The following is a 22,308-nucleotide window of genomic DNA, read 5'->3' as shown; positions in this document are numbered from 1 at the left end:
GCCTGGATGCTCTTACCAGCATGGCGGCGGGGTCCTGTATAATCACGCTGTTATGCGGGGCCAGTGTCTTTGGCGGGCGATCCCAAGTCCATTGCGCGAAGGGGTTAGGGGGTGGCGCTTTGGATCAGTCCTGTCCCACCCCGGCACGGCTGCGCGTCAATAATGGATGCGCAGTTCAAGCCCGGCGCGGGTGCGGTCGAATTCGTCCAGCGCGACGCTGCTGTCGCGTTTGGAAAAGCGCGCTGTCGCCGCGATGGCGACCCGGCGGTTGACGGCATATTCCAGTTCGCCGGTGACGCCATAGAGATTGTCGGTGTCGTCGACGCCGAAATATTTGCTGCGGCGGTAGAGAATCCCCAGCCGCCCCCTCAGATTGTGGCGGATTTCCTGGTTTATGCCGAGCCGGAAGCGCATGTCCTCACGCGATTGCACCCCGGTCCTGTAGGTGGCGACATTGCCGACGAAGCCGTCCAGCGTGATGGTGGTGCGCGGGCGAGGGGCATAGGTCAGCCCGATCTGCACCGACATGCGGGTTTGCGATTCGATCCGCCTGTCCTTCGCGTCGAGGCGATAGACGCCCACCGCGGCATCGCCGCGCAGCGTGCCGCCCGGATCGATGGCGATGCCCACCCGGCCGCCATAGGTCGACGCATCGCGGTTGAACTGGCCTGGCACGGGGGCCAGCCGGAAATCGCGATGCGCCGCGACGCCCTCCACGAAGAGGCTCGTCAGCGGCGACACGCGCAGCATCACCCGCGCAAGGCCGCCGACGGCATCCAGGTCGCGCTCCTCGTCTATGGTGCGGGTGTAGCGCATCCGCGCGCCGGTCGCCTTGAACAGAAATCCGATACGCGAACCCTGATGCAGATAGGACAGGTCGCCCTCCACCAGATTGAGTTCGCGCGGGCCGATGCCGGGCAGGGTGTTGCCCTCCGGCTCGCCTCGATCCTCTATGATATGCTGCCAACCGGCGGCGACGTTCAGCCGGTCGGCGGCCGACGGGTTCCAGTTCAGCCCGGCCGACAGGCGCCCGCCCACCGCATCTTCCTTGTCATACTGGAAATATTTGCGGAAATCCCCCTCGGCCCGCGCGGTCAGCTCCAGTGCGCCGCCCTTGCGCAGCAGGTCGACATAGGGGCGGACCTGAAGGCGGAAATCGTCCTTCTCGCCAAAGGCCTGGGCATAGATATTGCTGTCATATTCCAGCCGGGCGCTGCCGCCGATCCTGACGGTCGCGCTGCCCAGCGCCAGCGGCGTCGGTTCGAACAGCGCGGCGGGTTCGCCCTGCAACGGGTCGGAAGCGTCCATGTCCTGCGCATGGGCGTCAGGCAGGGCAGCCATCAGCAAGAGGGCGGCCGCGCCCCCCGAGGCCGGACCAAATGCCGGGCGGCGCATCAAAACCACTTCTCATAGATGCGCAGCGTGTCGCCCGGCTGGATCATGTCCCGCTCGCCCGCGCGGCCGACCACCTGCCGCCCGTCGACCATGCGGGTGATGGCGACGCTGCCCTGTTCGGCGCGAAAGGTGTATCCGCCCGCAACCGATACCGCCGCCAGCACCGACATGCCCGCGCGATACTGATATTCGCCGGGACTCTTCACCTCGCCCAGCACATAGAAGGGGCGCAGCTTCACCGGCTGCACGCTGACGGTGGGCGCATTGAGCAACTGGCGCTGGGTCAATTGCTGGGCAATGCTGGCCTGCAATTCCGGCACCGTCTTGCCGCCCGCGTCGACATCGCCCAGCACCGGCAGGGAAATCTGTCCCCGATCGTTGATCGTGTAGCTGCTGTCGCCGGAATCGGTCCCGCTGAGGCCCGGAATCGCCACCCGCACCTCGTCCCCCGCGCCCAGGCGATAGGCCACGGTCGGCGCGGGCGGAAGGCTGGCCAGGCCCGACAGCCCGCTCGAACAAGCCGTCGTCAGGGCGAAAAGGCCAAGGAAAAGGCCATGATGAAGCCGGTTGCGCATCTGTGTCCCCTCTGGATGGATAGGGCGGAAGTTTAAGCCCTTTGGCTGATTCAGGGGCGGGCAATAACGGCTGGCAGGCAGGCAAAAAGGGGCGAGAGCCGGGGCGCTTTGGGGGTGATACGAAGGAGGCGTGCCTGCCATATCGTGCGCCTGAAGGCAGGAGCAGCTACCGTCAGGCCGCCAGTTTCCTATCCTGCCTCCAATGGCTGAGGTCCCGTCCGATCAGCTCCTCCAGATCGGCGATGTCCCGCGCATAATAATCGACCATCCGCTGGCGGAGCGTCGCCGGCAGGGGGGGATAGGCGATCTGCCGCGCGAACATGCCGCGCACCTTTTCGAACATCGCATTGCCGCGCAGGGGCCGCACCGCTTCCTTCAATGGCGCCAATGCGGTGCGCACGGGCAGGGGCAGGAATCTTTCGCTGCTGTCGTTGCGCGGGTCGGCACCCACCTGCGTCGAATAATGGCAGGGGGCGCCGATATGGTCGCTGACGATGGCGACGCTCGCTTCGGGCGCGGCCTTCACATCCTCGAACAGCAGCACCTTGATCTGCTCGGCATCGAAATGCGTGAGCCAGCGGCGCAGATGCCTGGCGTAAAGCCCGTCCTCCAGAAAGCGCGGCTGGTCGCTTGGCCGCCCGTCCAGATAATGTTCCGGCCCCTTCGTCACCGTGCCGCGCCGGAACAGCATCTTGTAATCCGAATAGGCGCGGTCGACCGGATTGCGGAGCTGCACCACCAGCCGCGCCCTGGGCAGGACGGCGGCAAGACGGGCGGGCGCGTCCGGATGGGCGAGATAATCGGCGGACTTTTCCCCCAGCATCTGGTCGGGCCGGGCGCCATCGAAGAAACGGCGGTAATGGTCCAGGCCGCGCGCATGGTCCTGGCTGAAGAAATGCGGCTCCGGCGCGGGCAGGTAGATGGCCGGGTTGTCCTGAAGCTGGTTGTGGATCCAGGTCGTCGCGCCCTTGACGGCGCCGATGATGACGAAATGCGGCAGGCGGTCGTTGGTCATCCTCTTTCCCCTCTTCGTCCGGATGGCAGTTCCGCCATGGCGATCTCCAGGCAGTTGGCGAGGCGATGCATGTCGCCTTCGTCCAGCAGATGGTCGACTGGAAAGGCGATGCTGCGGCGGCCAAGATCCTGCGCCACCGGCAGGGCGCCGTCGCGGCGCACCTGCCGGTCCGCAAAGGCGGCTTCGCCCGTCATGTCGGCGCAGGAACCGCTGCCCACGGGCATGCCCATCTGCGCCATGCGGCCTATGATCGGCGTGGTTCCCGTCTCCCCCAGCCGGTCGGCGGCGATGGTCACATAGAGCCGGTAGAAGGCGTGACCGACCTCGGCCGGAATTTCGGGCACCTCCACCGCCCGATTGGCGCGCAGCAGCCGCATCAGGGTCGCGGCGTTGCGACGGCGGGCGGCCAGCCAACCGGGCAGCTTGGCAAGCTGCGCCCGCCCGATGGCGGCCTGCATCTCCGTCATCCGCCAGTTGCTGCCGAAGCTGTCGTGCAGGTAGCGAAAGCCGTTCGTCGTGGCCGGCGCGAAGAATTTGTCCGGATTCTTGCCATGGTCCTTATAGGCCCAGGCCGGTTTCCAGTGCCTTTCCTGCCGCAGCAGGAGCATGCCGCCTTCCCCGCCGGTGGACATGATCTTGTCGGTGCAGAAGGAAAAAGCGGCGGCATCCCCAAAGCTGCCCACGGCCCGGTCGTGAAGGGTCGCGCCATGCGCCTGCGCGCAATCCTCGACCAGCCACAGGCCGCGTTCATCGGCCAGCGCGCGCAGCGCCGTCATGTCGCAGGGCCAGCCCGCCAGATGCACGCACATTATCGCCCGGCTGCGCGGCGACAGCATGCGGCGGGCGGATTCCGGGTCGATATTGTTGCTGACCGGATCGATGTCGGCAAAGACCGGCGTTGCGCCGACCGCGACGATGCAGGCCGCGCTGGCGAAGAAGCTGCGCGAGGGCAGGATCACCTCGTCTCCAGCGCCGACGCCCAAGGCCCGCAGCGCCAGTTCCAGCGCGACCGTGCCGTTGCTGACCGCGATGCCGTGGGGCATGCCGCAAAATGCCGCGAACTCGGCCTCGAAGGCGCGGTTTTGCTCGCCATGGACCATGGCATTGACCCGCCCGGTCTCCAGAACCCGCGTCACCGCCGCGATCTCGTCGGGCTCATGCTGCGGCCAACGCAGCGCGGCATGATCGAGCGGACTGCGGCGGAGCGGAAGCTGGGACGGAATCTGGGCTTGGGCAGGCGCGGCTTGCATCATTGTTCCCCCAAAAAGTCAGGCGACATCGCGCGGCAGCGGCGAGGACAGGACGGCTGGAATGTCCGTGGGGCGCGGCGGCATCATCAGCAGCGTGTCGGAACTTTCCGCCGCCAGCCGCCGCAATATCTCCGCCCAGCGCGAACTGGCGGAGGCCGCGACCATCTCATGCGTCAGCCGCACCAGCTCATCCGCGTCGCCCGCCGCGATCAACCGGGCAAGCTGGGCGAAGCCCTCCACCAGCATCTCCAGCGGGATGGGGGAGGGCATGGCCTCGAAAATGCCGGGAATGGCGCTTTCGATCTTGTCCTCGCTGCTGTCGAACAGCTCCTCGAACAGCTTTTCGCCGGGACGAAGCCCGATGAACTTGATCGGCACGTCGATTTCCGGCCGCAGCCCGGCCATGCGGATGACGCGGCGGGCGATCTCCACGATCTTCACCGGCTCGCCCATGTCGAGGACGAAGATGGTGCCGCGTTCCGAATCCGTCTCCAATGCGCGGGCGCTGCTTTGCAGGATCAGCAGCACCGCCTCCTGCACCGTCATGAAGAAGCGTTCGATGTCGGGATGGGTGACGGTCAGCGGCTTGCCGCTGGCGAGCTGCTGCTGGAACAGCGGGATCAGCGAGCCGCTGGACCCCAGCACATTGCCGAAACGCACCGTCAGGAAACGCGGACTGTCCGGATCGCAACTGCCGATCAGGTCGAGCGCCTGGCAGTATAGCTCGCCCAGCCGCTTGGTCGCGCCCATCAGGCCAACGGGGTTTACCGCCTTGTCGGTCGAAATCTGAATCATCGCGCGGGCTTCGAATTCGCAGACCGCGTCCGCGACATTGCGCGTGCCCAGAACGTTCGTATGCACCCCGGCGCAGGGATTGGCCTCCACCATCGGCACATGCTTCAGCGCGGCGGCGTGGAAGACGATCTCCGGCCGCCGCCGCTCGAACACCTGCCAGAGCGCGGGGCGCTGACGGATCGAGCAGAGTTCGGCGTGGAAGCGGACATGGGGGAATTTCTCCCGCGCCTCCATCTCTATGGCGTAGAGATTATATTCGCTGTGATCGAGCAGCACGATCTCCGAAGGGGCGTAATAGGCAAGCTGGCGCACCAGCTCGCCGCCGATGGTGCCGCCCGCGCCCGTCACCATGATCCGCGCGCCGGTGACAACCCGTTCCAGATAGCTGTGCTGCACCGTGATTTCCGGCCGCCCCAGCAATTCCGCGAGCGGCATCTTCTCTATCGCCATTCGGTCGCCGCTCAGCGGCTGGGCGCTGGTCCAGGGATTGCGGAAGCGGGAGACCACCAGATTTTCCTGCTCCGCCAGCGCCGCGATGCGCAATATCTGCTGCCGGTCGAGCCGCTCGCTGCTTTCCTGCACCACCAGGCTGACCGGCCGCCGGCCTGCGCGGTCGAGGTCCGCGACGATCCGGGGGAGCATCTCGGGCGAGCCCAATATCGGCAGTCCGCCGACATGCAGCCGCCGCTCATGCCCGTCGAAGGAGATGACGCCGACGATCTCCAGGCCCGAATGGGCGTCGGTGGGGACAAGGTCCGCCATGACCCGCGCCCAGTCCAGTTCGCCGAGCAGGAGGATGCGGCGGCGCGCCTGCACTGTCCGGCGGAGCCGCGCGGAGCGGACATGCTTGAAGAACTGCCGCCGCAGCACGCGCACGGCCAGCAGCGCCGCGACGGTCAGCGGCACGTCGACGGTCAGGAAGACGGTCATGGGCCCGCGCATCATTTTCTGCGGCACCAGCAATCCCGCGGTGATCATCCATATGAGCCAACTGCTGGCGAGCAGGCTGGCCGCCAGCGACAGCGCGTCGCCGATGGACAGGAAGCGCCAGCTTTGCCGATAGGTGCCGACGACGAACAGGACGCTGAGGTTCACGCCGACGAACAGGGCCATGAACCAGGGTTCCAGGAGCGTTCGGGGCATGGGCAGGTCGGACAGGATCAGCCGGGAAAGCACGAAGCTGCCCAGCATGATCAGCGCGTCCAGCGCCAGGATGACGGCCAGCCTGATCGCCCAGAAGCGCGTGGCGCCCCGCGCGGCGAAGGCGCGCGCGGCTGCGTCCAGTCGCAGGAGCATGGCGGCGGGCGGCGTTTGCGCAACGCTGTCCTGCCCGTCCGGCCTGGCTGATGCGATGTTCGGCATTCCGATGTCTCCGAGTCCATGGTCCGCCGGTTGCGGGGGCGGAGGGCTGCCTGGAGGCGCCACCCTGCATGCCGTCCGCAACCGACGGTGGCGCCAAGGCTATCGGAACGGGTGCATCGCGGTAATCGGTCGAGCGGACACTATCCTTTATCCCATGCGCAACCCGACCGGCGCGCCCTTCCGCCCATTGGGGCTATGCCACAGGCTCGATGGCGCCGGACGGCAGGGGCGGGCGGGCGCGGAGGGGAGGCGGATTGCCTCAAAGGGGTAATCTACCGATGCACCGCCGGGCTGCGGGGCGGGCTGTGATAGCTGTCTTCAAGAACTGGATCTGTTCGCCCGCCTGAAGCGGCGGCGTAATCCTGCGCAGCAACATGTGGAAAACCGGAGGGCATAAGCGCCGTGAAAGTCGTGATCCTCTCCAGCCTGTCCTGGTCGCTGATCAATTTCCGCGGGGCGCTGATCGCCCGGATGGTCGGGGAGGGGCATGAGGTCGTCGCCTGCGCCCCGGACGAGGAGCCGGAGGTGCTGGAAAGGCTGGCGCAGATGGGCGTGCGCTTCCGCCGGACGCCGATGGCGCGGGCGGGCACCAACCCGCTGCACGATGCGCGCACTTTGCTGCATTACCGGCGGCTGATGCGGGCCGAGCGGCCCGATGTGGTGGTCGCCTATACGCAGAAGCCGATCATTTATGGCGGTCTGGCGGCACGGCTGTGGAGCCGGGCGCGCTATTTCGCGATCATGAGCGGCCTTGGCTATGTGTTCAGCGAGGAGGCGGATGAGCGCCGCTGGCTGCGCGCCGTCGTGTCCCGGCTCTACCGGATCGGCGTCGCCCGGGCGCGCTGCATCTTCGTCTTCAACGGCGACGATCATCGGCTGATGCGCGAAAGCGGGATCGTTTCGCCGTCGCAGCGGGTGATGCAGGTTCCCGGTTCGGGCATCGACGTGCGCCATTTTGCCGAGCAGGCGCTGCCGGAAGGGCCCTTCACCTTCCTGATGATGGGTCGCCTGATGCGCGACAAGGGCGTGGGCGAATATGTCGATGCCGCACGGATCGTCCGGGCCCGGCGCCCCGACGTGCGTTTTCTGCTGCTGACCCGGCCGGAGACGGAAAATCCGACCGGCTACACCGCCGCCGATCTCGACCAATGGCGCGCGGCAGGGCTGATCGAATTCCTGCCGGAGACGCGTGACGTGCGGCCCTTCATCGCGTCCGCCCATGCGTTCGTGCTGCCGTCCTTCTACCGGGAGGGCCTGCCGCGCACGATATTGGAGGCGCTGGCGACCGGGCGGCCCGTCATCACCACAGACATGCCCGGCTGCCGCGAGCCGATCCGGCATGGCGTCAACGGCCTGCTCGTGCCGCCCCGTGACGGGGCCGCGCTGGCGGCCGCCATGGAAACGATGATCGCCCATCCACGGCGTGTCGCGGCCATGGCCGCAGCCGCCCGGCGGACGGCGGTCGACATCTATGATGTGGACAAGGTGAACGCCATGCTGCTGGACATCATGCAATTGCGCGGTGCGGCCAGTGCGATGCCCATGCCAGCGCCTCCGCCCGCGCTGCTGGTGCCGGAGCGCGCATGACCGCCTGTCTGCGCCCGGCGGGATTGCTGGCGATCGGCCTTTTCGCGCTGCTTGCCCCCCTGCTGTTGCTGCTGTCCCTGCTGGTGCTGCTCTGCCTGGGGCGGCCGGTGCTCTTCCGTCAGGTCCGAAGCGGCCTGGGCGGCCGGCCCTTCGCCATGATCAAGTTCCGCAGCATGCGCGACCTGCGCGACAGCGACGGGGCCTTGCTGCCCGACGCCCGGCGGGTCACGGCTGTTGGGCAGTTCCTGCGCCGCTTCCGGCTGGACGAGCTGCCCGAACTGATCAACATCGCGCGGGGGGATATGGATTTCATAGGCCCCCGGCCGCTGCTGCCCCACAGCATCGCCGCCATGGGCCGCGACGGCGTGGAGCGCGGCAGGGTGCGGCCCGGCCTGACGGGTCTGGCGCAGGTCAGCGGCAACACGTTGCTGACCATCGAGGAAAAGCTGCGCTTCGACCTGCGCTATGTGCGCCACCGCAGCGCCCGCCTCGACGCGCAGATCATCGCCCGCACGCTGCTGGTGGTGGTCGGGGGTGAAAAAAGGATCGACTGGCATGCCGACGAAGCGCGCCCTCCTCATCGGGGCAGTTGAAACCACCCGGATCGCCTTCGAAGCGATCGCCCGCCACCCGGCATGGGACATGGCCGCCATCGTCACGCTCGATCCCGCTCTGGCCGGGCGCCATTCGGATCATGTCGACCTGCGGCCGGCGGCGCGGGAACGGGGCTGCCCGGTCATCCATGTCGACAATATCAACCGGGAGGAAGCGCTGTCCGCCATCCGGGACGCGGGCGCGGACATCGCCTTCGTCATGGGCTGGTCGCAGATTTGCGGGACCGCCTTTCGCGCGCTCTTTCGCGACCGGGTGATCGGCTATCATCCTGCCGCCCTGCCCCGGTTGCGCGGCCGCGCGGCCATTCCCTGGACGATATTGCAGCAGGAACCGATCACGGCGGGAACGCTGTTCTGGATCGATGCGGGGACGGACACGGGCGACATAGTCGACCAGCAATATTTCCATGTCGCGCCGGACGAAACGGCGGCGACCCTCTACGCCAAGCATATGCGGGCGCTGGCCGTCATGCTCGACCGTGCGCTGGAACGGATCGCGGCGGGGGAGATGCCACGCATGGTCCAGGACGAAAGCTGCGCCACCTGGGCCGCGCGCCGGACCCCGGCGGACGGGCTGATCGACTGGCGGCGGTCCGCCGGCGACATATTGCGCCTGATCCGCGCAACGGGCCGCCCCTATCCCGGCGCCTTCACCCGGCTGGGCGGCGCGGACCTCCGGATCTGGGCGGCGGCGCCGTCGGACATGGGCGGGCGTCACGCGGCCCTGCCTGGACAGGTCGTGGCGCGGACGGCGGACGGCTTCACCGTGCTCTGCGGTCAGGCCACCGCCCTTATCGTCACGCAATGGAGCGGCCCGGACAAGCCGCCCAAGCTTCACGCCATTTTGGGGGATTAGCCGATGTCGCTGCCGTTCAACGCCCGCCGGATCGCGGTCGTCGCGCCCCATCCCGACGATGAGATATTGGGATGCGGCGGCACCATGGCGCGGGCGGCATCCGCTGGGGCGGAGGTGCATGTCGTCGTCGTCACCCGCGGCCAGCCGCCGCTGTTCGACGAAGAGCTGGTGCGGCAGATACGCTCCGAAACCCTGCGCGCCCACGGGATGATCGGCGTGGCAGACACCCGGTTCCTGGATTTCCCGGCGGCCGGGCTGGATCAGATCAGGCGAAGCGAACTCAATGCGGCGCTGTCGGAGGCGCTGTCGCGGATCGATCCCGACCTGCTGCTGATCCCCTTCATCGGGGACATCCACCTCGATCATCAGATCGTCTTCAACGCAGCGCTGGTCCATGCCCGGCCGCGTGGGCCCGGCGGGCCGAGCTGCGTTATGGCCTATGAGACGCTATCGGAAACCAACTGGCTCGCCCCCGGCGTCACGCCCGCCTTCATTCCGAACATTTTCGTGGACATCAGCGAGACGATCGAACGAAAGATCGCCGCCTTCCAGGCGTTCCGGACGCAGGTGAAAGCCAGCCCCGACGAGCGGTCCATAGAGGCCATTCGAGCCCTCGCGACGCTACGTGGCGCAACCGTCTATCGTTCCGCCGCTGAAGCTTTTGTTCTGGTTCGACAAATTAATTAACATGTGTTACTTCGCGGGCGAATCGCTTCATTAGCGAAACGATGTCGCAACGGGCCCCTAGACCGTTTGCGATACCACCAAAGTGGTAAGTTTGACTGCCGCTGGCGCAGCATATTGCACAAGTGGTAAGAAAAATTCAGCAACTTAACAATGTGTTAACGCCTTGTCGCGCGCACCCGAAATTTCCATTGTACATTCGGGGACTCTCACGGCACAAATATGTTACTGATAAGTTGTTGAAACGAAAAGAAAGGGTCGCACTACAGGCATTTGATTACTGGTCTTCTACATTCCGTTTGGGGCCTGCTTACGGACGTAGAAGAGATCATGAGGGGACCACCCAATGTCTTACCCAGTTAATGTGCGTCTGTTGTGCGGTAATGCGATCGTTCGGGAGGGGCTTAGCCGCATCCTGATGGAACGGGATTTCCGTGTAACCCAATATCCCAACGTGGCTACGGTGCTTCAGCAAGTCGAGGTGCCGGAAGAAGATACCGAACCATCCCTGTTGCTGATCGACGACGGAACCGACGCGATGGATGTCGAGACGCTGTCGGTTCTGCAGAAACGTTTTCCCTGTTCCTACCTTGTCCTTCTATCCGACCGATTCGATTTCCAGATCATGCTGAAGGCGTTCCGGCTGGGGGCTCTGGCCTATATCGTCAAGGAAATCTCCTGCGACCGGCTGGTGGCGACGCTGCGGCTGGTGGCCATGGGTGAGCGCGTCCTTCCACCGCAACTGGCGGACGAACTGCAATCCCGGCCCAGCCTGACCGATGCCCTGGAAGTCGAACGCCCGGTGGATGCGGCCTGCCTGTCCGACCGGGAACTGGAAATCCTGCGCTGGCTCATCATGGGATGCCCGAACAAGGTCATCTCCAAGCGGATGGACATCAGCGAGGCGACGGTGAAGGTCCATGTGAAGGCCGTGCTGCGCAAGCTGCGCGTCAAGAACCGGACCCAGGCGGCGATCTGGGCGGCCAATCACGGCATGCGCGGGCGCGTGACGGAAGTCGAACCCGAACTGCCCGTCGCCATTCCCCATCCGGCGCAACTGCCGGTGCTGGAGATGGCGGGCGTCGCAAGCCGCGCCTGATCCGCGCATTCCCGAGGCATCGCGCGCCGGCGCGATGATGCAACGAAGAATCTGGAGCGTGCGACGGCGTCCGATGCGACGCCGCGCGTTCCAGGGGGATCGTCATGGCCTATGATGTGAAGGGCGTGCTGACCGCACGCGCCTTGCCGATGCTGCGCGGCCGGTTTTCGGGCTTCCTGGTCAAGGGAACCCGGGGCCGGCTGGTCGCAGTGGGGCATTTGCTGTCGGGCAATTTCCTGAACGCGCTGATCATGCTGGTCAGTGTGGCGATGGCGGCCCGGTCGCTGGGACCGGCCACCTACGGCGTCATGGTGCTGGTGCTGTCCTATAATCGCGTGGTCGAACGGATATTGCGCTTCGAATCCTGGCAGCCGCTGATCCGCTTTGCCGTGGAGGAAGAATCCAGGGGCTCGCCGCGCCGGATGCAGCGGCTTTACTGCTATGGCCTGATGCTGGACATGGGCGCAGCGGCGGTGGCGGCCGTCAGCGCGATTGGCCTGGCGTGGCTGTTCGGGCCGCTGTTCGGCCTCAAACCCCTGCATGTGGAGCTGGTGGCGATCTATTCGGTCGCGACCCTGTTCAACATCGCGGGGGTGCCGACCGCGGCGCTGCGCCTTTCCGGCCAGTTCAAGATGCTGGCCTATGCGCAGGTCGCGGGCAATGTGCTGCGCATCCTGCTCGCCTTCCTCTGCATGGTGACGCATGCCGGCGTGATCGGCTTCATGGTCGCGTGGACGGTGTCGCAGGCCCTGGGTTCGGTGCTGGTCTTCTGGGTCGGCTTCCGCGCCCTGAGACAGATGGGGATCCCCAATCCGCTGCACGCCCGGCTGAAGGGGCTGGTGAAGGATTTTCCCGGCTTCTTCGGCTTCGCCTGTTCGACCAACCTGTCGCTCACCCTGCGCGTCATCACCACGGAAGCGGACTCGCTGTTCGTGGGCGCGGTGGCGGGCAGTTCGGCCGCGGCGGTCTATTATCTCGCCAAGCGCATCGCCAAGGTCGCGACCCAGGTCGGCGCTCAGGTGCAGGCGGTCGTCTATCCCGATGTCGCGCGGATGTGGGCGAACGGCAATATCCGCAATTTCCGGGCGGCCACGCTGCAGGTGCAGATGGCGTTGGCGGCGGTCGGCTTCGTCATGTTGGCTGGGGCCTGGCTGCTGGGACCGTTGCTCATCCGGGTCGGGCCGGGCGTGGCCTATTCGGAAACCTATATCCTGCTGCTGACGCAGTTGGTTGCGGTGATGCTGATGCTGCATGCCGCGCCTTCCCGGTCAGCGATGCTGGCGATGAACCGAAGCTGGACGGTCCTTGCGATCTCGGGCTTCGGAACGGCGCTGTTCGTGGCGGTCGCGGCCTATGCCGTACCCCGCTATGGACCGATCGGCGGGAATATCGCCCATGTCGTGCTGGGCGTGGTGACGGCCGTGTTGCTGGACGTGAGCTGGCTGCGGCGGGCGAAGCCCCGGCCGGTCGCGGCGAGCATGGGATGAGCCGGGCGGGAGGTGGCTATTTCAAGACCTTCCTTCTCCCTTGAAGGAGAAGAATAGGAAGCCTTCGCGACGAAGGAGCCTGGGTTGATTTGGAGGGAGGAAGCGGGTCTGCGGCCCGCGCGATCCGTTGGATCGCACCCCCTCACCCAGCTACGACTAAGGCAGCAAGCTGCCAAGTCTGCGCAGCCCTCTCCCTCAAGGGAGAGGGATAAAGCGGGTGTCCGCTTCCCACCCGTTCCGTTAATCCTCGCCCCCGCCCTTCAACAGATGCGCGACGATCTGGGTGCGGTTGGATGCGCCGTTCACCGCCATGATCGCCCGCACATGGACCTTCACCGTGCTTTCGCTGATGTTCAGCCGCTGGGCGATGTCCTTGTTGGATGCGCCCTGCGCGAGCAGGCGCAGCACGTCGCGCTGCCGCTTCGTCAGCAGCTTGAACCTGTCCACCGCCTGGGCGATCCGCTCGGTCAGGCCGTCGACCGTGTCCGGCTGGCGCCTGTGCAAGGTGGCGGCAAGCGCGGCCGGATAGACCGCCAGCCCCTCCTTCAGCAGGAAAAGCACGCGCTGCATGCTGACGATGCCGGTACTGGAGCGCAGCAAGGCCTGCGCCCCCGCCGCGATAGCCGCCTGCATCAGCGCTTCATTGCCATGGTCCGCGATCACCAGGATCGCCGCGGCGGGCCATAGCTGCTTCGCCTGTGCGATCTGCAGCGGCAGGGCGGCGCCTTCCAGTTCGGATTCCCCGGTCTGGAACAGGATGATGTCGGGCGGCTCGCCGGCTTCCGGCTGGTCCAGGCTGGATTGCTGCAATATCCGAACGCCCGCCGTCTCCAGCGCCACGGCAATGCAGGCCCGGCGAAGCGGGCTTCCGTCGAGGATCAGCAGATTGAGACGAAGGGCATCCTCTTCCACTATTACGCTTTCGAAACGAACAGAAGACGCCTCCTGCAAAGGCGGCAGGCGGCTCATGCCGCCTTGCGCGTGAAGACGTGCCGGACGCGGTCCGTCCAGCTCTGGCGGATGGGGAAGCTGTCGGAATAATAGGCGGCCGATCCCATGTAGAACTGGACCGCGTCGCCATAGCCGCGACGGGCATGGTCCTCATAATCGACCTGGTTGAACACGGCCCCGACCACCTGGTTGTTCACCATCTGGAGCGAGGCGCGCAACTGTTCGACCGTCGTATGCCCCCAGCGCACGACCATCAGCGTCGAATCCGCCAGCGAGGAGAGAGTCCGCGCATCGCGCACCGCCAGGATGGCCGGCGCGTTGATGACCACCAGGTCGAAGCGCTCGCGCAGATCGTCCAGCAGGCGGCCGACCTGCCAGCCCTGCACCACGGCGGCCGGATTGCGAATCTGTTCGCGGGTGCTGAGCACCACCGGCATCAGCGCGACGGGCGCCGCGCCTTCGGCGGCGTCATGGTCCACATGGCGTTCGGCCTGCGGGATCAGCCGGCGGCTTTCCCCCGCATGGGTCAGCACCTCGATCAGGTCCGGCGTGTCGGAACCGTCCTGGATCGAACGCAGGATGCTGGGGCCGGGGCGGCGCAGGTCGAGGTCGACCACGATGGCGCGGCGGCCCATGGAGGCGGCGGCGGCCGCCAGCGTCAGCGCGACGCTGGACTTGCCGTCGCCCGGCAGTGGCGATGTCACCAGCACCCGCTGGCTGGTTCCCTGATGGGGCAGTTCCCCGATCTCGCTGGCCAGGTTGCGGGCCACCTCCGTGAACAGGGACTGCGGCTGGGTGGTCACCGGATTGTCCTCGATCGTGGTGCCGATCGATTCCTCCAGCTTCGGCAGCATCGCCAGCGTGCGAAGGCCGAAGAGGCGGCGGAGCTGGTCCCCGCTGCGCAGCCGGTTGTCGAACATCTCGATCCCCAGCACGATCAGGAAGGCGAGGACGGACGAGCCGACGAACGCGGCCAGCGCCATCTTCTTGGGCGCGGGCGCGACGGGCTGGAGCGGCACCGCCGCCGCCGAGACCATGGTCGAGTTGACGCCGGTGGTCTGCAATTCCGACTGCACCGTCTGGGCGCGCTGCGCCGTGGTGAGATAGGCCTGCCGCGCCACCTCCGCCCGGCGGTCGAGGATGGAGAGATCGACCAGATTGGCGTTGTTGCGGAAGGCGGCGCCGGTCATGGCGTTGAGCTTCGCCTGCAACTGGCCGGCCCGGGCAGAGGCAGCGTTCGCCTCCGCCAGCGCCATCGCCCGTTCGCGCCCGGCATCGGTGTCGTTCCGGGTCTGCTGGGTCGCGACGACGGAGGCGCGCTCCTGCACCAGCGCCCTGCTCACCTGTGCGATCTGGGCCGACAGCGCCTGCATCTGCGGATGGTTGGCGCCCATCTGGACGGAGATTTCGGAGCGCTGGCGGATCAGGTCGTCATATTGCTTCTGCAGATTGTCGAGCGCGGGGGAGGTCGCGCCCGCCACCGTCCGCATGCTGGCGGCGCGGCTGACGCCGGCGGCCTGCGCCTGCATCGCGCTGCTCATCGCGGCGGTGGACGCCGCCTCCACGGCGATGCGGTTCATCTGCTGATAGTCCTCCGCACTGCCAGCGCCCATCGGCATCAGGTGCTGGCGGCGGAAATCGGCAACGGCGCGCTCGGCCAGCTCCACTTCATGGGCGAGGCGCCTAGTTTCCTTGTCGAGCGCGGTGCTGAGACCGTTGCGCCATGTCTGGCGGCGCTGGGAGCGCATCTTCTGCAGGCTGTCGACGAAGCGGTTGGCGATGCGCGCGGCCAGTTCCGCCTTGCGCGACTGGACCGTGATGTCGATGAAGTCGGAATCGGTCGAACTGACCACGCGGGTGGTCTTGGTAAGCTGCGCGGCCGCCTGCTGCACCGTCATCTGCACGCCATGGGTGAAGGCCTGGTTGCGATTGAGGTTGAGGTCGCGCACCACCTGCTCCGCCAGCGCCTGCGACCGGTACATGCGCGCCTCATTGGCGACGCGCTGCTGGTTGCGGGTCGCGTCGGCCTGGTTGGAACCGGTGGAATCGTTGAGCTCCACCTGCACGGTCGCCGTCGCTTCATAGCGATTGGGCAGTTGCAACTGGACGATCAGCACCACCACGACGCAGGCGATGACGATGCTGGCCACCAGCTTCATGTGGCGGTGGAGCAGGAACCAGATCTGCCGCGCGGACATCTGCTGCAACTCGAAGGACAGGTCGCGCGGCTTTTCCGCGCCGCCGCCCGGCGCGGCGCCATCGATCAGAGTGAGCTGTGCAGACGCCATGATAGTCTCCCGGTCGCATCGGCGCGCGGACGCGCCCCGCCGTCAGGGCCGTCCCCAATGCAGCGATAGTGCGGGTTGCGGCGGAAGAGCGCAAAAGCGCATCGGGGACCGGCGATGCGCATAGGTGCTAAACCCTTCGGATCAAGGCGGGGGCCCATGCCCTGTCCTGACCGAAAACCCATCGATGGCGTCTCGAACCCGCCAGCAATGGGTCCAGAGCCTACACATTTCTGATGCGTGTCTGACTATTCCGGATCGCCCCATTCCGCGCCATTGTGCGAAAGTTGATCGAGGATAAGAACGCTCCGCACGAGGGGACCGGCCATGATCGCGGAGCTGGCATATCAGGAACTGGAACCAGGATCGCTCGCCCGGCTGTTCGGGGCTGGCCATGCCGCGGTGCTGGTGCGTTGTCCGGAAATCGTGGCCGAGCTGTGGCGCGGCCTGCTGGAGGACAGGGCGGAGCAGATGCCCTGGGAAGCGCCGCTGGTCGACATCGCCCGCAACTATCATGGCAGCGGCGACATCACCGCCAGCCTGGGCGACCTCTTCTACTTCCAGCCCGGACGCCATGGCTATATCGCCCGGAAAATGGCCCTGTCACGCGGGGCGGGGGAGGATCATGCCACCGTGCGTCCTGCCTATTTCGTGCAGGGTGGGCAGCATTATGCGCCCGGTCAGGCGCTGTTGGATCGGTGCTGGGCCATCGGCTGGCGGTTGATGACGGCGCTCGCGCCGGAGGGGACGCCGCCTGGGGATTTCCATGTCGTGGTGCAAAGGCTGAAATATCAGGAAAGCGCGGGCGATTTCGAGCGGCTGGGCGCGCTGGCGCGCAATTCCATGGGGCGCTGGGGCCGTGCGGGCTGCGCGCTGGATGAAAGGCGGTGGCAGGCGGCGGGGGTGCTCAGCCCGCGCGGCCTGTCCGACCTCTATGGCCTGTTGGCCGATGTGCCGGTCCTTGGGCGGTTGTTGCAGGGCATCAACCGCCTGTTGCTTCGCCGCGACCGTAGCAGGGACATCGCGCCGGGCCAGAAGCTGATCGAGGGCGCGCATTTCGACTATCGCTATTTTTCCGCCCTGTGCGGCGAACGGACGCAGATGCTGACGCAGGTCTTTGCCGGCGGGCGATGGATAGACCTGCCGATCGACCGCGCGACGCTGGCCGTCTTCCCCGGCAGCATGGCGACGCAGGCCTATGGCATGCGGCACGTGCTGCACCGCGTGCTGCATGTGGAGAAACCCGGCCAGACCGGCGGCGATCCGCGGACGGACAATGTGACGCTGCTGATCGGATCGGCTTAAGCGGAGACAGTAAAGAAGGGGACAGGGATTTTCACCATTGGGTGAGTGCCTTCGCGGGAGCATGTCGCGTTTCGACGGGCAAAACCGATTGAATCCCCGCCTTGCCTATAATTCAGGCAGGGGCTGCGGCCCGACAGGCCGCGCATAGATCAGCCGCGCCGCTTCCGGCCTTGCCTTGCGGGGGACATAGATCGTCGCCAGCGCCACCATCACCGGCATCACCCACATGCGCGAATACATGTGCGGGTAGGACAGGGTGTAGATCAGGAACACCAGCACCACCGCCACCGCCATTGCGCCCTTGTCGCGGCTGGTGCGCAGTCCGTTCGCCGCCAGCAGGGCGATCAGCCCCAGCAGGAGGATCAGCCCGCAAAAGGCGATCGCCCCGCCCTCGTTCCAGATCAGCAGGAACAGGTTGTGCACCGGATTGTCATAGGCGCTGAGTTCGCGATAGCGGTCCACGCCCATGCCGATGACGGTATAGTCCTCGGCAAAACCCCAGGCTTCCTCCATGAGCTGCGACCTGTTGAGGAATGTCCCCGCCTGGTTGATGTCGCCGCTTTCTACGGCATTGCCGACGCGCTCCTGGAAAGCCTTGGGCAGCGGGGCGCCGCTGGCGAAGAACAGCCCGGCCGCCACCGCCACCGCCAGCCCCAGGCGGAAGATGTAGCGCACGCCCATCAGCAGCAATGTGGTGAAGATCGCCAGCAGCGAGGCAGAAAATCCGGTGAAGGACGCGCTCAGCATCAGGCCCCAGAGCAGCAGGATCAGGCAGGCGACTCCGGCAAGGCCGCCGATCAGCCGATGGCGCATCGAATAGAGCAGCATCGGCAGCGAGAAGGCGACCACCGCGCCGTTGGGATTGGGCTGGCCCGCCATGGACCCCAGGCGCCCATTGCCGGTGATGAAGCCGTCGCCCAGCCAGTGCAGCGTGTCGTGATAGGTCAGGAACGCGCTGGCGGCGATGCCGACCGCTTCGGAACAGGCGATGCCCAGCATGAAGATCAGCGGCGCCTTGCGGATCGTGCCTTCCTCCTGCTGCATCAGCAGGATCGGGATGCAGAGGAAGGCGACGGTATATTGCAGGGCGATGTTCACCCAGCGCAGCGGATCGCCGTTGATGATCGATCCGATGAACAGCCCGCCCAGCATCATCACCAGCCCCGCAAGCCAGAAGGGCGTGAGCGAGCGGAAGGGCGTGACGCTCAGCCGCCCGCGCAACGCGGAGATGGAGAAGCTGATGAGGAAGAAGAGGTCGGAAAAGGTGAGATTGATCTGGCCGACGCGCAGCAGGCCCCAACCGCTGAGGAAGATCGCCGTCATCAGGCACCAGCGCGCGATCCTGTCCCAGATTTCTTCATGCGCCGCGAAAATATCCGTCGCGGCGGCGGATGCTGAACCATGGGAGGCGGGGCTGGCGAGAGTCGTCACGGTGGCATAGGCTGGGCCTGGCGACTGCTCCGCGCAAACGCCCTTCGGGGCAGGGCATCGGGCGATTCCAGCCAGCCCGCCTTATCCGAATTTGCCGGAGGATCAGCCTTGTGATCCGTTGAAATGGCCTTGGGACTGACGGGATAACGGCAGCCCGAGCGCCACCGGACCGGCAGGCGTCTCGTGCAACGAGGACAAGCCTGGTGACGGATGCGATCCTGCCCCTGCGCGACAGCGAACCGCCGGCGACGGTGGAGCGGACCGTCGATCCTTCGACTCGTGCCGCGCGGCAGGGACCGGTCAAGCTGATCTATGTGGCCGGTTACGGGCGGAGCGGGACGACCCTGCTCGACATCGCGCTGGGCGAGCATCCGGCGATCATGGGCGCGGGTGAGGTGACGACGCTGGCGCGGCATGTCTGGGACCGGGGTGAATATTGCGCCTGCGGAGCGCGGGTGCGGGACTGTCCGCAATGGCGCGCCATCGTCACGGGCTGGACGCAGGGCGAGCCGGATGGCTTTCTGGCCCGTTACCGCCGCACGCAGGAGCGGACGGAGGCGCTGCTGGCCCCGGCACGGCTGCTGCGGCTGCCGGGATGGCGGGACCATGTTCGCCGGACCGTGAAATTGCTGCGCGGCATGGCGCTGGTGTCGGGGCGGCCGGTACTGGTCGATTCCTCGAAGCTGCCCGGCCGGGCCTTTGCGCTGGCGGCCATGCCGGGCATCGACCTGCATGTCGTGCATGTGGTGCGCGACGGGCGCGGCGTCGCCTGGTCGCTGATGAAGGGGCATGGCCGCAGCGTTGAGAAGGGGGTGCAGCGTGAATTGCGGCCCAAGCCCCTGCTTTACACCGCCCTGCGCTGGTCGATGGTGAACATCGCCGCGGAGATGCTGTGCCGCCGGGTCGGGCCGGGGCGCTGCATCCGGGTGCGATATGAGGATTTTGTCGACGATCCACGCGGCATTATCGGGCGGATCGTCGCGCTGGTGGGGGAAATGCCACATCTGCCCGCCACCGGCCTCGCCCCCTTCGCGCCGCAGCACCAGGTCGCGGGAAGCCGCCACCGCATGCAGAAATCGCTCAGCATCAAGGGCGACGACAAGTGGAAGCGCGAAATGCCGGGGTGGAAGCAGCGGCTTTTCACTCTGTTGTGCGCGCCCTTGCTGCGACGTTACGGCTATGCGCTGCGCAGCGGGGACGAATCATGAGGCGGCGGCTGGTCGGCATGCTGCTGCCCATTGTGATGGCGGGCTGTTCGGGCGCGGGCAGCGAATCGCGGGCGCAGCCGGTGAGGGGCAAACCCGCCTTTCCCGGCGCGGTCGGCTATGGCGCGGCGGCCAGGGGCGGGCGTGGCGGGCAGGTCATCGCCGTCGATACGCTGGCCGACGGCGGTCCGGGCTCCCTGCGCGCCTGCATCGAAGCCACGGGCCCGCGCGTCTGCATATTCCGGGTGAGCGGCACGATCCGCTTCACCACGCGCCCGCCGGTGATAACCAACCCCTATCTCTCCATAGCGGGGCAGACGGCGCCTGGCGGCGGCATCGTCATCGCCCATGCGGGCGGCGCGGAAGGGCGCACGCCGATCCTGATCAAGAACACGCACGACATCGTCATCCGCCATATCCGCGTCCGCAACGACCGCACCGGCGCCCATCGCGGGTCGGAAGACAGTTTCACCATAGAGAACAGCCGTCAGGTCATCATCGACCATGTGAGCGCAAGCTGGGCGCGGGACGAGCTGATCAACGGTTATGGCGACAATGACTGGATCACGATCAGCAACTCGATCTTCGCGGAGGGGATACCGCGGCACGACAAATGCGCGCTGCTGGCGAGCGATCCCAGGGGGCCGCAGCATTTAAGCTTCATCGGCAATATCTGCGCCCATAATGGCGACCGCAATCCGGACCTCAATTTCCCCCCCGGCTCCTGCGCGGAGGTGATCAACAACATCCTCTATAACGGCCAGTCGGAATTTGCGGAGATATGGGAAAGCTTCGGCGGCGTGCCCGTCTCGCTGATCGGCAACAGCTTCGTCGCGGGGCGGAACACCCGGCCCGACACGATCGGCGTGGCGCGCAACGTCATGGGGTCGAAGGGGACGGCGAAGGTCTATCTGGCCGACAATCGTTTTGACGGCGATTTCGTCCATCTCTCTCCCCTGCTGAAGGCGGCGGAGGTGGACCGGCCGCCCTGCCCGCCGACCATCGCCGCCGAACCGGCCGACGCGGCCTACAAGGCGGTGCTGAGCGACGCCGGCGCCTTTCCCCGCGACCCGTTCGACCGGCGGATCGTCAAGCAGGTGCGCGAGCGCAAGGGGCATATCGTGAAGCAGCCCGGCCTGATCGACGATCCGGAACCGGGGACGCCCTATGCCGACGCGGACGGAGACGGCATGGACGACCGGTGGGAGGCGGAGCATGGCGCCGATCCGCGCAAGGCCGATCCATGGGCCGACGCCGACGGAGACGGGCTGGCCAATCTCGACCAGTTTCTGGACCAGCGGGCGCGCGACCTGATGGACGGGGTGACGCCATGAATGCGCCCTTGCCCCGCCTGACGCCTGCGGATGCCGCGCCGGACGAGCGCCTGCGCATCTGCTTCCCCTTTTCCGGGGACAGCATCGGCGGCAGCCATATTTCGGTGCGGGGGCTGATCGGGCATCTCGACCCGGCGCTCTACCGTCCGCTGGTGGTGACGGAGGTGCCCGGCGGCATGATCGCCAATTTCTTCGCCGGGCATGAGCAGATGGACGACCCCGCCGCCCACGGGCTCTTCGTGCCGGGCGAGGCCTTCACCCTGCGGAAATTCGGGCGGACGCTGGGCGGCGTTCTGCCGCGTGCCCGGTTCCTGCGGCGCAACCGGGTCGACATCGTCCATGTCAATGACGGGCGGAGCAGCGCCAACTGGGCGTTGCCGGCGCGGCTGGCCGGGGCGAAGCTGATCTGGCACCATCGCGGCGATCCCGGCGCGATGGGCCTGCGCCTGCTCGCGCCCGTGCTGGCGCATCGGGTGCTGGCGGTTTCGTCCTTCGCTTTGCCGCCTGCCGGCATCTGGTCGGCGCGAAACCGGGCCTCGGTGATCCACAGTCCCTTCGACACGACGCTGGAGGTGGACCGGACCAGAGCGCGGGAGGCGCTGATCCGCGAACTGGGCGTATCGCCCGATACGTTGCTGCTGGGCTATTTCGGCGCTTTCGTGCCGAGGAAGCGGCCCCTGCTGTTCGTCGACATGATCGCCCGGCTGACGGACGGGATGGGAGGGCCGGTCATGGGCCTGATGTTCGGGGAGGCGCGCGTGCCCGCCATGGACATCGCCCTGCGCAGGCGGATCGTGGAAAAGGGCGTGGAGGATCGGGTGAAGCTAATGGGCTATCGCACGCCCGGCCCCTTCTGGATCGCCGCCTGCGACCGGCTGGTCGTGCCCGCCGTGGGCGAGCCGTTCGGGCGGACATTGGTGGAGGCGATGCTGGTCGGCACGCCCATCGTCGCCGCCCGGTCCGGCGGCAATGTCGAGGCGCTGGAGGGCGGCATCGGCCTGCTGGTCGAGCCGGACGACGCCGGGGCGCTGGCCCGGGCCTGCGCCGATCCGGGCGACGTCCGCGCCATGGCCCTGCG

Annotated in this window: 18 protein-coding genes; 10 read left to right on the top strand and 8 right to left on the bottom strand. The window is 66.7% G+C overall.

Annotation, left to right across the window (positions count from 1 at the left end):
- Positions 1–156: 156 nt before the first annotated feature.
- From A8G00_RS10490 to A8G00_RS10470, 5 genes are all read right to left on the bottom strand, one after another.
- On the bottom strand, positions 157–1,341 hold the full coding sequence (locus A8G00_RS10490) for an outer membrane beta-barrel protein (RefSeq protein WP_253257961.1): 1,185 nt from the start codon (positions 1,339–1,341) through the stop codon (positions 157–159).
- 53 nt (positions 1,342–1,394) lie between these two features.
- Complete coding sequence (locus tag A8G00_RS10485; protein WP_025550778.1) at positions 1,395–1,970, bottom strand: polysaccharide biosynthesis/export family protein; 576 nt, start codon at positions 1,968–1,970, stop codon at positions 1,395–1,397.
- Between the two features lie 172 nt (positions 1,971–2,142).
- Positions 2,143–2,985 (bottom strand): sulfotransferase, encoded by an 843-nt coding sequence (locus tag A8G00_RS10480; protein WP_103000612.1) that lies wholly within the window; start codon positions 2,983–2,985, stop codon positions 2,143–2,145.
- The gene (locus A8G00_RS10475; protein ID WP_103000611.1) at positions 2,982–4,238 is read right to left on the bottom strand and encodes a DegT/DnrJ/EryC1/StrS aminotransferase family protein; all 1,257 of its coding nucleotides are present in this window, start codon (positions 4,236–4,238) and stop codon (positions 2,982–2,984) included. Before A8G00_RS10475 ends, A8G00_RS10480 begins: the two co-directional genes overlap by 4 nt.
- Positions 4,239–4,253: 15 nt before the next feature.
- Positions 4,254–6,392, bottom strand: coding sequence for a polysaccharide biosynthesis protein (locus tag A8G00_RS10470; RefSeq protein ID WP_103000610.1), 2,139 nt, complete (start codon positions 6,390–6,392; stop codon positions 4,254–4,256).
- 402 nt (positions 6,393–6,794) lie between these two features.
- Between A8G00_RS10470 and A8G00_RS10465 the strand changes: the two genes are divergently transcribed.
- The 6 genes from A8G00_RS10465 (at position 6,795) to A8G00_RS10440 (ending at position 12,719) form a co-directional block, all read left to right on the top strand.
- On the top strand, positions 6,795–7,979 hold the full coding sequence (locus A8G00_RS10465; protein ID WP_103000609.1) for a glycosyltransferase family 4 protein: 1,185 nt from the start codon (positions 6,795–6,797) through the stop codon (positions 7,977–7,979).
- Complete coding sequence (locus A8G00_RS10460) at positions 7,976–8,572, top strand: sugar transferase (protein ID WP_025550786.1); 597 nt, start codon at positions 7,976–7,978, stop codon at positions 8,570–8,572. The genes A8G00_RS10465 and A8G00_RS10460 overlap by 4 nt, the downstream gene beginning before the upstream one ends.
- A complete protein-coding gene (locus A8G00_RS10455) occupies positions 8,535–9,449 on the top strand; it encodes a formyltransferase family protein (protein ID WP_103000608.1) in 915 nt (304 codons plus the stop codon). Before A8G00_RS10460 ends, A8G00_RS10455 begins: the two co-directional genes overlap by 38 nt.
- 3 nt (positions 9,450–9,452) lie before the next feature.
- The gene (locus A8G00_RS10450) at positions 9,453–10,136 is read left to right on the top strand and encodes a PIG-L deacetylase family protein (RefSeq protein ID WP_103000607.1); all 684 of its coding nucleotides are present in this window, start codon (positions 9,453–9,455) and stop codon (positions 10,134–10,136) included.
- A 343-nt stretch (positions 10,137–10,479) separates the two neighbouring features.
- Complete coding sequence (locus tag A8G00_RS10445; protein WP_025550792.1) at positions 10,480–11,232, top strand: response regulator transcription factor; 753 nt, start codon at positions 10,480–10,482, stop codon at positions 11,230–11,232.
- Positions 11,233–11,336: 104 nt separating this feature from the next.
- Positions 11,337–12,719, top strand: a complete 1,383-nt coding sequence (locus A8G00_RS10440; RefSeq protein ID WP_048577226.1) for a lipopolysaccharide biosynthesis protein — start codon at positions 11,337–11,339, stop codon at positions 12,717–12,719.
- A 240-nt stretch (positions 12,720–12,959) separates the two neighbouring features.
- Here the strand turns inward: A8G00_RS10440 and A8G00_RS10435 are convergent, their stop codons facing one another.
- Both A8G00_RS10435 and A8G00_RS10430 read right to left on the bottom strand, forming a co-directional pair.
- Positions 12,960–13,688, bottom strand: a complete 729-nt coding sequence (locus tag A8G00_RS10435; RefSeq protein WP_103000606.1) for a response regulator transcription factor — start codon at positions 13,686–13,688, stop codon at positions 12,960–12,962.
- On the bottom strand, positions 13,685–15,958 hold the full coding sequence (locus tag A8G00_RS10430; protein ID WP_103000605.1) for a Wzz/FepE/Etk N-terminal domain-containing protein: 2,274 nt from the start codon (positions 15,956–15,958) through the stop codon (positions 13,685–13,687). Before A8G00_RS10430 ends, A8G00_RS10435 begins: the two co-directional genes overlap by 4 nt.
- Before the next feature lie 324 nt (positions 15,959–16,282).
- On the opposite strand from A8G00_RS10430, the gene A8G00_RS10425 reads away from it, so the two are divergent.
- A complete protein-coding gene (locus A8G00_RS10425) occupies positions 16,283–17,260 on the top strand; it encodes a 2OG-Fe(II) oxygenase family protein (RefSeq protein WP_103000604.1) in 978 nt (325 codons plus the stop codon).
- 105 nt (positions 17,261–17,365) lie between these two features.
- Here A8G00_RS10425 and A8G00_RS10420 read toward each other — a convergent pair whose 3' ends face one another.
- Complete coding sequence (locus A8G00_RS10420; RefSeq protein ID WP_048577229.1) at positions 17,366–18,691, bottom strand: O-antigen ligase; 1,326 nt, start codon at positions 18,689–18,691, stop codon at positions 17,366–17,368.
- Positions 18,692–18,894: 203 nt separating this feature from the next.
- On the opposite strand from A8G00_RS10420, the gene A8G00_RS10415 reads away from it, so the two are divergent.
- The 3 genes from A8G00_RS10415 to A8G00_RS10405 all read left to right on the top strand — a co-directional run.
- The gene (locus tag A8G00_RS10415; protein ID WP_025550565.1) at positions 18,895–19,899 is read left to right on the top strand and encodes a sulfotransferase; all 1,005 of its coding nucleotides are present in this window, start codon (positions 18,895–18,897) and stop codon (positions 19,897–19,899) included.
- On the top strand, positions 19,896–21,230 hold the full coding sequence (locus A8G00_RS10410; RefSeq protein WP_103000603.1) for a polysaccharide lyase family 1 protein: 1,335 nt from the start codon (positions 19,896–19,898) through the stop codon (positions 21,228–21,230). Before A8G00_RS10415 ends, A8G00_RS10410 begins: the two co-directional genes overlap by 4 nt.
- Positions 21,227–22,308: glycosyltransferase (locus tag A8G00_RS10405; protein ID WP_103000602.1), on the top strand; the 1,082-nt coding region annotated here is incomplete at its 3' end. The genes A8G00_RS10410 and A8G00_RS10405, both read left to right, overlap by 4 nt.

It is taken from the genome of Sphingobium sp. SA916, assembly GCF_002894065.1.
GTDB lineage: Bacteria > Pseudomonadota > Alphaproteobacteria > Sphingomonadales > Sphingomonadaceae > Sphingobium > Sphingobium fuliginis.
Note: the sequence above shows the minus strand (reverse complement) of the source record. Positions and strands in the feature narration are given on the sequence as shown.

Bases quoted from the DNA above. Each gene is read 5' to 3' on its own strand.
- A8G00_RS10480 (WP_103000612.1), bottom strand. From the start codon at position 2,985: ATGACCAACGACCGCCTGCCGCATTTCGTCATCATCGGCGCCGTCAAG.
- A8G00_RS10440 (WP_048577226.1), top strand. From the start codon at position 11,337: ATGGCCTATGATGTGAAGGGCGTGCTGACCGCACGCGCCTTGCCGATG.
- A8G00_RS10485 (WP_025550778.1), bottom strand. From the start codon at position 1,970: ATGCGCAACCGGCTTCATCATGGCCTTTTCCTTGGCCTTTTCGCCCTG.
- A8G00_RS10475 (WP_103000611.1), bottom strand. From the start codon at position 4,238: ATGATGCAAGCCGCGCCTGCCCAAGCCCAGATTCCGTCCCAGCTTCCG.
- A8G00_RS10460 (WP_025550786.1), top strand. From the start codon at position 7,976: ATGACCGCCTGTCTGCGCCCGGCGGGATTGCTGGCGATCGGCCTTTTC.
- A8G00_RS10450 (WP_103000607.1), top strand. From the start codon at position 9,453: ATGTCGCTGCCGTTCAACGCCCGCCGGATCGCGGTCGTCGCGCCCCAT.
- A8G00_RS10470 (WP_103000610.1), bottom strand. From the start codon at position 6,392: ATGCCGAACATCGCATCAGCCAGGCCGGACGGGCAGGACAGCGTTGCG.
- A8G00_RS10435 (WP_103000606.1), bottom strand. From the start codon at position 13,688: ATGAGCCGCCTGCCGCCTTTGCAGGAGGCGTCTTCTGTTCGTTTCGAA.
- A8G00_RS10410 (WP_103000603.1), top strand. From the start codon at position 19,896: ATGAGGCGGCGGCTGGTCGGCATGCTGCTGCCCATTGTGATGGCGGGC.
- A8G00_RS10455 (WP_103000608.1), top strand. From the start codon at position 8,535: ATGCCGACGAAGCGCGCCCTCCTCATCGGGGCAGTTGAAACCACCCGG.
- A8G00_RS10445 (WP_025550792.1), top strand. From the start codon at position 10,480: ATGTCTTACCCAGTTAATGTGCGTCTGTTGTGCGGTAATGCGATCGTT.
- A8G00_RS10490 (WP_253257961.1), bottom strand. From the start codon at position 1,341: ATGGCTGCCCTGCCTGACGCCCATGCGCAGGACATGGACGCTTCCGAC.
- A8G00_RS10430 (WP_103000605.1), bottom strand. From the start codon at position 15,958: ATGGCGTCTGCACAGCTCACTCTGATCGATGGCGCCGCGCCGGGCGGC.
- A8G00_RS10425 (WP_103000604.1), top strand. From the start codon at position 16,283: ATGATCGCGGAGCTGGCATATCAGGAACTGGAACCAGGATCGCTCGCC.